Here is a 10,774-nt window from a genome sequence, read left to right as displayed (position 1 = left end):
TGAAGTCCTCACTAAAATAACGACTTGATCTAAATTGAAATTGTGAACGTTTCTTTTTCATAATAACCGTCTTTTGAATGTTTAGTGAAAATGTTCAAAAGCGGTCAACCTATTTCAGGACGGGACAAGATGAGAGATGAGAGTTGAGCATAGAGCATGGAGCGAGGTGCAAGGAGCAGAGAGCATGGGGGAAAGGGCCAACGGCCCGAAATCAAAAAGCCCGGGGTGAAGCCCCGGGAATATGGGAACCTACGATTTTTTGAGCCCTGAATGGGCGGCATATTTGTAGAGATACCATTAAATGTTAATCCCGACCCCGACGTGGGTCGTATGCCACTCTCCCTCTTGTTTGCAACGAGGGGGGCGTTTGATTCTCGTCTGTGACGAGATATGGTTTTCATCGCATAGAAAAAGGAGGACACAGGGGACGCAGAGAAAAAGAGAGGTGAGATGGGCATGGGGTATTGAGCATAGAGCAAAGGGAAGTTCATATATCTAAAAATCTTAAATCTAATGTCTTTGGGGGGGCGTAGGGTTGAACGGTAGAATGGTGTTTTTGATATTCGATCCTTTTCTCATTCCTTCATTCAATCATTTAATTACTGCATGGAGCAAAGAGAACTTCTCATATCTAACCATCTTAAATCTATTAATCTCATATCTACGATCAGTGATCGCTGATAATTGCTCATTGTTTATTGATAATTGTTCATTGCTCATTGTTATCTTTGTGGGGCTATGACAAAGGAGAAGAAAAGAATACTAATCATATACGACTATTTCACCCCTGCCTTCAAAGCGGGAGGGCCCATACAATCCATTACCAACATGGTGCGGTTGTTAGGTGAGCGCCATGAATTTTTTGTGCTGGCCCGAAATGTGGATTTGGATGGCACTTTGCTTGATGTTGAAAAAGATAAATGGGTTGATTTTGAGGGTAAGGCAGAAGTGTTTTATGCTTCTGATGAAAATACTGGTTATGCTGGTGTTTCCCGATTGTTGAAGGAGGTACGTCCGGATATTGCTTATATCAACGGATTGTTCTCTCTTTTCGCCACTGTTTCGCCACTGATTTTTAATGCATGGCATTCAAAAAAAAGGCGAAAAATGATTATTGCACCGCGTGGTATGTTTCAGGAAGGGGCTTTGGCGTTAAAAGCTGCCAAGAAAAAATACTTTTTGATGGTGGTGAAGCCTTTTATGAATGCTGGAAATGTGGTCTGGCATGCAACGGATGAACAGGAAAAAAAAGACATAAAAAGGGAAATTGGGGAGAAGGCTGAAATTACAGTTGCGGGGAATGTGCCTGCGGTAACACAGGAAAGTGTGATGCCTGATTTTGAAGGAGAGGCGTTAAAACTGGTGACAATTGCCCTGGTGGCGCGTAAGAAAAACCACCTGGCATTGTTAAAGCTATTAAAGGACTATGAAGGAGAACGAAAAATTATCTATGACATCTACGGCCCGGTAAAGGATGCGGATTACTGGCAGGAATGTGAGAAGATTATTAAGAAAATGCCTGAGAATGTTGAAGTGAATTACAAAGGGGCTGTGGAACCGGTAAAGGTAGTAGAAATACTCGCCGGTTATCATTGTTATGTATTACCGACCTTTGGAGAGAATTTCGGGCATTCCATTTATGAGGCTTTAGCAGCTGGATTGCCGGTGATGATCAGTGATAAAACGCCCTGGCAGAATTTGGAAGAAAAAGGGGCGGGGTGGGTTTTTGATTTGAATGAGGAAGGGGATTTTGTGAGGGTGCTGGAGGAACTACTGAATTGTTCTTCTGATGACCTTAAAAATAGGGGAGAGAATGCAAAGAAGTTAGCAGAAGTGTATTTGTTGGAAGCGGGGCTTGAGGAGCGTTATGGAGAATTGTTTTAGTAGGCTAATAGGCAAATAGGTGATTAGGCTTGGAGGTTAAGGCTAAGGTTGAGGTAAATTAATAGCAAGCAATAATTTTCCAATTCATTCTCTCAATTGCTCATTCTCTCACCCACTCATTCAATATTTCACTCATCAGTTCATTAGGTTAAAAAGCTCAATACTAAAAAATATGTGCGGAATCAACGGAATTGTTTCAAAAAAGATAGAGGATAAAGAATCCATGGTTAAATCCATGAATCACCGACTCTCCCACCGGGGACCGGATGATGAGGGTATATGGCAGGAGGAAGCTGTTGCTCTGGGTCAAAAAAGACTTTCCATTATTGATCTTTCAGCTGCCGGGCATCAGCCAATGGTTTCTGCTTGTGGGCGCTATGTGCTGGTTTTTAACGGTGAGGTGTACAATTTCAGGGAGCTGAGGCATAAGTTTGATTACCCCTGGCAATCGCATACCGATAGTGAAGTGATACTGGCCGCCTGGGAAAAAATGGGCCCGGAATGTGTGAAACAATTCAATGGAATGTTTGCCTTTGCTATTTGGGACAGAGAGGAACAGAATCTCGCAATTGTGAGAGATCGCATGGGCATAAAGCCACTTTACTGGAGTTTGAATGACAATGGTTTGTTTTTCTCATCGGAGGTAAGGGCGCTTTTGGCGTCGGGCTCTGTTTCAAAAAATCTGGATGAGGATTCTGTGGTAGATTTTTTACGATACCAAACGGTTCAGACGCCCAAAACCATTTTGAAAGAGGTTCAGATGCTTTTGCCGGGAACCATACTCAATTACAACCTGAAAAACAATCAGGTCTCTTTTGATACCTTCTGGAGTTCATTTGATAAGGTTAAAACACATAATCCCGGAAGCTACGAGGAGGTGAAACAAAAGGTACGAAATCTTTTTTTTGAATCCGTCGAACGCCGTCTGGTCGCAGATGTTCCGTTCGGGGCTTTTCTGTCCGGAGGGATTGACTCCAGTGCAGTCGTTGGAGCCATGGCCAAAGTATCCAACAACCGGATTGATACCTTTAATATCACTTTCTCGGAAGATGAGTTCTCGGAAGCTCCTTATGCACGGTATATTGCTGAAATGCACAAAACCAACCATCATGAGATTCATCTAAAACCGGATGATTTTCTGCATTTGTTACCGGACGCCTTATCCGCCATGGATCACCCAAGTGGGGACGGCCCCAATACCTGGGTGGTTTCCAAAATGACCAAAGAGGCCGGAATCACCATGGCGCTTTCCGGATTGGGCGGCGATGAGGTATTTGGTGGATATGCCATATTTAACCGGATGGCGGCTCTTGAAAAACGTAAAGCTTTGTGGAAGTTACCGCTTTTTTTACGGCAAATGGCCGGGAGAAGTCTTACAGCCTTAAAGCCGGGAGTAGCCTCCACAAAGGTGAAGCGTCTTCTGGAAATGAAAGACTACAGTTTTGAAGAGGCATTTGCTATTTCCCGCCAGGCGTTGATGGATCCACAACTTGAAGGAATGTTGAATCGCAAGGAACTGCCTGTACATAATCCCGTGGAGTGGCTTAAGAAGCAACATCTTCAAAAGGAGGGAGATGTGTTATCACGGGTGTCGGTGGCAGAGCTGACCACTTACATGCAGAATGTATTGCTTCGCGACAGTGACCAGATGAGTATGGCCCAGGCTCTGGAAGTACGGGTACCCTTTCTGGATCATGAGTTGGTGGAGTATGTCTTATCGCTACCGGATGATATAAAACGGCCTGTTACTCCTAAGAAACTTCTTGTAGACAGTATGCCCGACTTGCTGCCTGATTACATCGTTAACCGTCCTAAGATGGGCTTTGTCTTTCCCTGGCGCGACTGGTTGAAAGGGGAGATGCACAACTATGCAGACGAGCGTATTCGCTCAATTGCTCAAAGGGACATGTTTAATGAAAAGGGAGTTCTGGATATCTGGAGTCGCTTTCTGAAGGGGGATGCTTCGGTCACTTTTTCAAGGGTTTGGCCGTTGGTGGTGCTGGAGGAATGGGTTAGTGGGTTAGGCGAGTAGGTTATTAGGCCAATAGGCAAGTAGGCAAGTAGGCCAGTAGGTTAATAGGGTATTAGGCAAGTAGGGGATTAGGTTATTAGGTCAAGTAGGCTAGTAGGTGATTAGGTCATAAAGCAAATAGAGATTTTATATACAAACCTAACTTTTATATTATGGAAAATTTTAGCTTTAAGAAATTGCTTGTATGGCAGAAAGCCATGACTTTTGCTGAAAAATGCCTTGATATAACAGAAACAATTAAAGGGCATTACAGACTTATTGAGCAATTGGAAGCGGCAGCTGCATCGGTACCGCAAAACATCGCTGAGGGAGAAGGGCGCTTTAGTATTAAGGACAACATTAATTACTTATATATCTCTAGGGGATCTTTGTATGAGTCCATTACAGTACTTAACTTGTTGTATTATAAAAGTCTCATTTCTAAGCAAACTCTGGATGAACAAGAAAGTATTGCAATAGAAATAACAAAAATGATTTCTGCATTAATCTCTCAAAAAAGAAAACAAATTAATTAGGCGATTAGAAAATAGGCAAGTAGGCGAGTAGGTCATTAGGCTAGTAGGCAAATAGATATTAGATTTGGATTAATTAATTTAGTATTTTTTCTAAACTCTAATCGCCTAACTTCTACTATCCTAACTTCTACTAGCCTACTAGCCTAAAACCTAATAACCTGATTTGCCCACATTTCCGGATCATAACCCACCCCCAACTGATGACTGTGCTTTGCCATCGTTTTCAGTTCCTCGTCGGTCCGGCTCATGATTTTTTTCAGGGCTTGCTTCAGACTTTCTTTGTCTTCATTTTCAAAAAGAAAGCCGTTTTTGCCTTCTTCCAGAAACCGGGTGGCCCCTCCAATGGCGGTTGAGCATATCATTGGAAAGCCGGCGGCTGCCATTTCATGAACGACCACTCCCCAGGGTTCAAAGCGGCTGGGGAGGACAAATACCCCTGCTTCTTTTAAGGTTTGTTTCAGTTCTTCGGGTTGCAGAAAACCGAGATGTTTGATTTTAGGATGCTCCGGGCGCTGATCAAACAATTCGCCTGTTCCGGCACACCAGAGTTCCCATTCGCCGGGTGATTCTTCCTGAAGTTCCATAAAGGCAGGGAAGAGGAGATCGAGTCCTTTCTGTTGCACATACCGGCCTACATAAACCAGTTTGCGAGGATAGGTTGATGCCTCTGTTCTGTCCTTTGCAGAAGAGGAGAACAACTTAACATCGGCAGAGTAGAAGCCTTCCTCAATGTTTTTTTCTTTGAATCCCAGTTTGAGTGCATATTCCTTTTGGGGTATACCCGGTACCCATGCATGGGAGTAGGAGCGAAGAAGCGTGAAAGGGGCTGCCAGGCGCATGAGCTTTTGTTTGGGTGTGCCCAGCCAATGATTGTCCATGCTCATAACAGTTGGTATTTTGCCTTTAAAATACCTGCAAACTTTCAGATAACCCTTATCCACCCAACCACTGGAGATGATAACATCCGGGTTTATATCTTTGGCAAGATTCACCAGTTCTTTATGGGTGTAATCATTCCGTTCATAAATGGTTACGCCATCCGGGAAATCAAACTGAAACGGGGCTTCTTTATTTACAGGCCAGCGCACGATGTGCACTAAATGCCCCTTTTTCGTGAGTTCTTTTACGCCTGCCAGAAAGTAGGAGGCGAGTTCGGTGTATAGAAATAGTATTGTCATGATATTAGAAATTTAGGCAAATAGGCGATTAGGCTAGTAGGCCAGTAGGTGATTAGGAAATTAGGTCAATAGGTTATTAGGGCAGTAGAATTGCGCGGTGGTGGTTCCCCTTTAAGGGGGTTAGGGGGTGTGCGTGAGGCTGGTAGGCCAGTAGGTTTTTAGAGATGTCATTCTGAGCTTGCCAAGAATCTCTGATAAAGCCAGCTTAGGGGGGTGGACAATAGGGGATTGGAATGAAAAAAGTTACTCATGTGAAATTAATTGAAAAACCTGAGACAATCGATGTTTGAAATAGTCAGGGACTTTTTCTGTCATCATTACAACTTCTTTTTTTTCAATTTGTAATAAATTGGTGTAGACATCATTCTGTTTTGAGTTATCAACGAACAAAATATTATCAAACAAACCAAAATATAGATTTACATTTTTATATCCGGCCTTCCATTTTAAGTCAATAGTGTTATTATCTACAAAAAGACCTTTGAATTCAGTGCGTACCTGAATTCGGTGTCTTGAAATTTCCTGATTATCCAGGCAAAAGAAAATTAAGTTTATTTGATACCCGTTATCTTTAAATTTCTGGGGCCAATATAAAGGATGGGAATCAAAATTTGTTTCGTAGCAGAAATCCACAATATTGAAAAGGGCTTTTTGAATAGATTTCTCAAAGGCCTCTGTTGTTTGCTTTTTAGCAAATGTCTCTCTAAATTCGCTGTCAGGAAGACTGTTGTAATATTCTAAAAACAACCTGTCATAATCAAAGGAGGTTAATCCTTCGGGTAGAAATGAAGATGCAAATGTGGATTTAACTGCACCATTACATCCTGCAATGACAATTAAATCAGGCATTATGTTTTAAGGCATTTCTAAGTGCAGAACTTAATTTTCCTTCTTTTTTTCGAATCTGGAAAAGTTCTTCTTTGGGTATTACCTGATTGTTCAGTATAATTCTGGCCTTACTCATTTGTTGAGTAACCTTTATCCCTGTTATTAATTTTTCTTTACACATAATGCAAAAATAAAAATAATTCAGAAAATTCTATTCATTTTCTTAGTTGAACTGATTGGTTGATTAGTTATTTGTTGAATAACCTTAACCTCAGAAAATCTCTCAAATTTTTATTCAGGCCCAAGGCTGGTTTTATTCTCTCGGAATTAATTGCGGGGTTATTCTATTAGCCTATTCGCCTATATTCCCTCTTCTGGCATCGCTCCGCAGTTCCTTTTCTAATTGCCTACTGGCCTACTAGCCTATTCTGCCACCGCTCCGCGGTTCGGGGTTTATGGACTTCCTGTATTATTGCTACCGATCTGCCGCCGCTCTGCGGCTTCCTACCTTCCTATTGATCTATTCTTCTACTAGCCTAATTGCCTAACGACCTATTGACTTATTTAACCTACTGGCCTACTTACCTAATCCCCTATTTACCTAATCCCCTACTGGCCTAATTCCCTAATCCCCTATTAACCTACTGGCCTAACGACCTACTGACCTAATTTTCTACTAGCCTATATGCCTAATCGTCTACTAGCCTATTCTGCCACCGCTCCGCGGTTCGGGGTTTATGGACTTCCTGTATTATTGCTACCGATCTGCCGCCGCTCTGCGGCTTCCTACCTTCCTATTGATCTATTCTTCTACTAGCCTAATTGCCTAACGACCTATTGACCTAACAATCTGTTGAGCTAATGAGAAAATTATTGAATTAGAGAATGCTCTTTACCTCAACCTCAACCTCAACCTCAATCTCAGCCTCAGTCTATAATGGCCTAATCATCTATTCACCTACTGACCTAATCCCCTACTCGCCTATTATAAAAGGCCGGATTACCCATCATACTCAATATAATCACCAGTACAATGGTGAAAGGGTTAAGCGAAGCCACCAACCAAGACTCTACACTGATGGAAAGCAGCAAACCAAAGAATACGGCCCAAACCAGTGGAGAAAATTTGGCGGCACGGATGAAATTGGTGAGCCAGCCAATAGCAAACAAAACAAGACCCACCAGACCGGCATCCATCCACATGGTAAGCCAGCTGTTATGTACATTTCCCTGGTGACCTTCCTGTTCAAAATAATCTTTGTATTGGGCCAAGATGTGCTCGTTGAATGCAAAACCGTGACTGAACCAATAGTTTTCCTGAATGTGTTTCCACGCTATTTTGGCCACAATCAATCGTCCCGATCCTGTTTCCAGTGTTTCCAACCGGAAATAGTCGGCCAGCCCAAGAGAAGTGACAATGGCCTCGAAATTGGCAACAACGTATTGGTATGATATGAAGATGGCGGACATAATGATGAAACCAATAATCACATCCCGACGCAATAAAAACCAGGCACCTATAAACAGGGCTGTGGAAAACAGGCCGCCCCTGGATCCGCCCATGATGAGGGAGGCAAAAATGATGGCGTAAATGAAGATGATCTGATTGCGGGTAAATAGATACCGGTGAAAATGGATAACTATGGTAAAAAGAGCGGTAAACATAAACCCGTAAATACCCATTCCATTGGGATTGCCCAACAAGCCGGAATACCTTTCACCTCCAAAAATGACAAAACCCGGAGCCACAAACCTTAAAACAATTCCGGTTACAAGAACAATTACGCCTACCATCACCAGATGATACAAGAATCGTTCACGCTCGTAGGTGAGTAAGAGATTGACCATAGGCGGAATAACGGTTAACAGTAATACATACGAAACGGCTTTCTGAAAGCCTTCGAAAGCGACCGGACTGCCAATGAGTGAAACAAATGCTACTACAAAAAACGGGATGAAGGGTTTAATAAACCTGATGGGGTCTTCATTGTCCTTTGGCATCACCAAAAACAGATAACCCATCACCAGCATCATGGCGGTTTTGAGATTGACCGCAAAACGGAAGACAGGCTGCCGGCTGTCACTCAAAGTCAATACTAACCATAATCCCAGTAATATCCATAGCCAGGCTCCCTTTTGTTTCAAAATGAGCATGTGTATGGGAACTACCACATAGACCAAAGGGCCCGCAAAGGCCCCGACCAACACCCAGAACAGAAGGGTGAGGTAGTTGTTTTTTTCGTATAATATCTGGTTAATCATTTATGGGTGGCTATTTGAATTTATTGGATTAGTTGATGGAATAAAAATAGAATTAATTGTTTTCCGACGTAGAAAAAAAGTTTGTTTTTACTGGAGATTCTTCGCAGACTCAGAATGACAAAAAGCAAAATGTCATTCTGAGGAGGCACGACGAAGAATCTTTCTCATCAATAAAGAGATTCTTCACTACGTTACCAATGACAATAAAGCACCATTTTTTGACTTTTAAAGGGGAGTGTTCAAAAAAGTGTGTCATTTCCTTTTTTAATGCTTTCCGCCCGGAAGCCTTAGGCTGGAGGGCGGAAAGCATTAAAGTTAAATATTTAAACATATTTTTCATAACGCTCACCATAATGCATTACCAATTCTCGTTGAATTGCATTCCAGTTAAATACCTTCTTATTCCATGATTTTCTGTTGACTTTTAAAGCTAAGTATAACTGTTTTAGGAGTCCTTTTTCATTGCTCCAGGCTCCTTTCGTTTTTGTCACTTTTCGCATGTTACGATGAAGAGCCTCCACTGGATTCGTTGTATAAATGAGTCGTCGGATATTTCCTCCAAAGTCCATAAAACTCATCAGTTCATCCCAGGATTCTTCCCATTTTTTGCTTATTTCAGGGTATTTTTTGTCCCATTTGGCTTTAAAGCTTTCCAGAACCATTTCTGCCTGTTGGATATCTGATGAGCTATATATGGCCCTTAAACTGCTTGTTACAGCTTTTATATCCTTATAGCTCACCAAGCGAGTGGAGCTTCTAACCATATGGACAATACATCGTTGAACCTGTGCATGAGGAAATACTGTTTCAATAATATCTTTAAACCCTGTCAATCCGTCAATACAAAAAATAAAAACATCTTCAACTCCTCTTTTTTGAAGGTCTTCCAAAATTAAACCCCATTGACGGGCTCCCTCTGATTCCATGAGGTAAAGTCCCAATACATCACGACTACCTTCAACATCAACGCCATAGACAGTATATATGGCTTTTGTCTGAACTTTCCCTTCTTCCCTGACTTTGTAATGAATAGCGTCCAGAAATACAACCGGATAACAGGAATTTAAAGATCTTTGTTGCCATTGGGTAATCTCTGGCATAATCCGATCCGTTACAGAACTAATAACACCACTGCTTACTTCTATGCCATAAAGCTCGCGAAGTTGGTTTTGAACATCCTGAACTGATTGGCCTCGAGCATAAAGACTTAAAATGACCTCATCCATACCTGTACTCAATTCTCGCTCCCATTTCTTAACCATTTCAGGATCATATGTACCATAACGATCTCGGGGCGTTGAAACATTAATGGGCCCTACACGACTGTCAACCTTTTTATTATTATGGCCATTGCGCCGGTTTTTCGGTGTGTCTCCTTCCGGCTCTTCATTTTGCAGGTGGTAATCCATTTCTCCTTCGAGGGAAGCATTAACCAGTGCTTGCAATAAATCGGTAAAGATGCCATCTTCACCCACAATGGCGTCTCTGTTATACATGCGCCGTAATACTTCTTCGCGGCGGTCTTTGTCTGGGATTAAATCCTCTAAACGCGGTCTTTTTTTCTTTCTTTGTCCCATAAATATCAAAGTTAAAATTCAACTTCTTTTTTTCTAACTTTGACACACTTTTTTGAACAGTCTCTTTTAAAGCCTTCAACATTCCATGATTTCAAAAGATCTACTAGCCTACTTGCCTAATAACCTACTTGCCTAATCTCCTATCGCAAACCCCCTGACCCCTGAAAGGGGAACGCCCCGCGCATCCAAAACATCTACTCGTCTAATTACCTACAGACCTACTTGCCTAATAACCTACTTGCCTAATTCCCTACTGACCTAATCTCCTCTCGCACACCCCCTGACCCCCTGAAGGGGGAACGCTCCCCGCGTCCAAAACATCTACTCGTCTAATTGCCTACAGACCTACTAGCCTAATAACCTAATCTCCTCTCGCACACCCCCTGACCCCCTAAAGGGGGAACCTCCCCGCGTCCAAAACATCTACTCGTCTACTTGCCTACTAGCCTACTAGCCTATTTCCCTACTAGCCTACTGGCCTAATAACCTAATATCACC

At 42.3% G+C, this 10,774-nt stretch carries 7 protein-coding genes; 3 read left to right on the top strand and 4 right to left on the bottom strand.

Translation table 11 applies throughout. The features are described from left to right. The first annotated feature begins 738 nt into the window (after positions 1-738). The 3 genes from DDZ16_RS19235 to DDZ16_RS19225 all read left to right on the top strand — a co-directional run bounded on the left by DDZ16_RS19235 (position 739) and on the right by DDZ16_RS19225 (position 4,431). Entirely contained in the window at positions 739-1,884 is a 1,146-nt protein-coding gene (locus DDZ16_RS19235) for a glycosyltransferase (RefSeq protein ID WP_109266113.1), read from the top strand. A 172-nt stretch (positions 1,885-2,056) separates the two neighbouring features. Next, positions 2,057-3,916: an asparagine synthase (glutamine-hydrolyzing) gene (gene asnB / locus DDZ16_RS19230; RefSeq protein WP_109266112.1), complete on the top strand. Its 1,860-nt coding sequence runs from the start codon at positions 2,057-2,059 to the stop codon at positions 3,914-3,916. A 152-nt stretch (positions 3,917-4,068) separates the two neighbouring features. Then, complete coding sequence (locus DDZ16_RS19225; RefSeq protein WP_109266111.1) at positions 4,069-4,431, top strand: four helix bundle protein; 363 nt, start codon at positions 4,069-4,071, stop codon at positions 4,429-4,431. A gap of 143 nt (positions 4,432-4,574) precedes the next feature. Here DDZ16_RS19225 and DDZ16_RS19220 read toward each other — a convergent pair whose 3' ends face one another. From DDZ16_RS19220 to DDZ16_RS19200, 4 genes are all read right to left on the bottom strand, one after another. Next, the gene (locus DDZ16_RS19220) at positions 4,575-5,609 is read right to left on the bottom strand and encodes a glycosyltransferase family 4 protein (protein ID WP_109266110.1); all 1,035 of its coding nucleotides are present in this window, start codon (positions 5,607-5,609) and stop codon (positions 4,575-4,577) included. 243 nt (positions 5,610-5,852) lie between these two features. Next, positions 5,853-6,458: a zeta toxin family protein gene (locus DDZ16_RS19215; RefSeq protein ID WP_109266109.1), complete on the bottom strand. Its 606-nt coding sequence runs from the start codon at positions 6,456-6,458 to the stop codon at positions 5,853-5,855. Between the two features lie 945 nt (positions 6,459-7,403). Continuing rightward, complete coding sequence (locus tag DDZ16_RS19210) at positions 7,404-8,699, bottom strand: O-antigen ligase family protein (protein ID WP_109266108.1); 1,296 nt, start codon at positions 8,697-8,699, stop codon at positions 7,404-7,406. 323 nt (positions 8,700-9,022) lie between these two features. Further along, positions 9,023-10,276, bottom strand: coding sequence for an IS256 family transposase (locus DDZ16_RS19200; protein ID WP_109266106.1), 1,254 nt, complete (start codon positions 10,274-10,276; stop codon positions 9,023-9,025). Positions 10,277-10,774: the final 498 nt, after the last annotated feature.

Source organism: Marinilabilia rubra, from assembly GCF_003121985.1.
Taxonomy (GTDB): domain Bacteria; phylum Bacteroidota; class Bacteroidia; order Bacteroidales; family Marinilabiliaceae; genus Marinilabilia; species Marinilabilia rubra.
Note: the sequence above shows the minus strand (reverse complement) of the source record. Positions and strands in the feature narration are given on the sequence as shown.

What these genes read in the sequence shown, in the direction of transcription:
- DDZ16_RS19225 (WP_109266111.1), top strand. Translation starts at nt 4,069, where the DNA reads ATGGAAAATTTTAGCTTTAAGAAATTGCTTGTATGGCAGAAAGCCATG.
- DDZ16_RS19200 (WP_109266106.1), bottom strand. Translation starts at nt 10,276, where the DNA reads ATGGGACAAAGAAAGAAAAAAAGACCGCGTTTAGAGGATTTAATCCCA.
- DDZ16_RS19220 (WP_109266110.1), bottom strand. Translation starts at nt 5,609, where the DNA reads ATGACAATACTATTTCTATACACCGAACTCGCCTCCTACTTTCTGGCA.
- DDZ16_RS19215 (WP_109266109.1), bottom strand. Translation starts at nt 6,458, where the DNA reads ATGCCTGATTTAATTGTCATTGCAGGATGTAATGGTGCAGTTAAATCC.
- DDZ16_RS19235 (WP_109266113.1), top strand. Translation starts at nt 739, where the DNA reads ATGACAAAGGAGAAGAAAAGAATACTAATCATATACGACTATTTCACC.
- DDZ16_RS19210 (WP_109266108.1), bottom strand. Translation starts at nt 8,699, where the DNA reads ATGATTAACCAGATATTATACGAAAAAAACAACTACCTCACCCTTCTG.
- asnB (WP_109266112.1), top strand. Translation starts at nt 2,057, where the DNA reads ATGTGCGGAATCAACGGAATTGTTTCAAAAAAGATAGAGGATAAAGAA.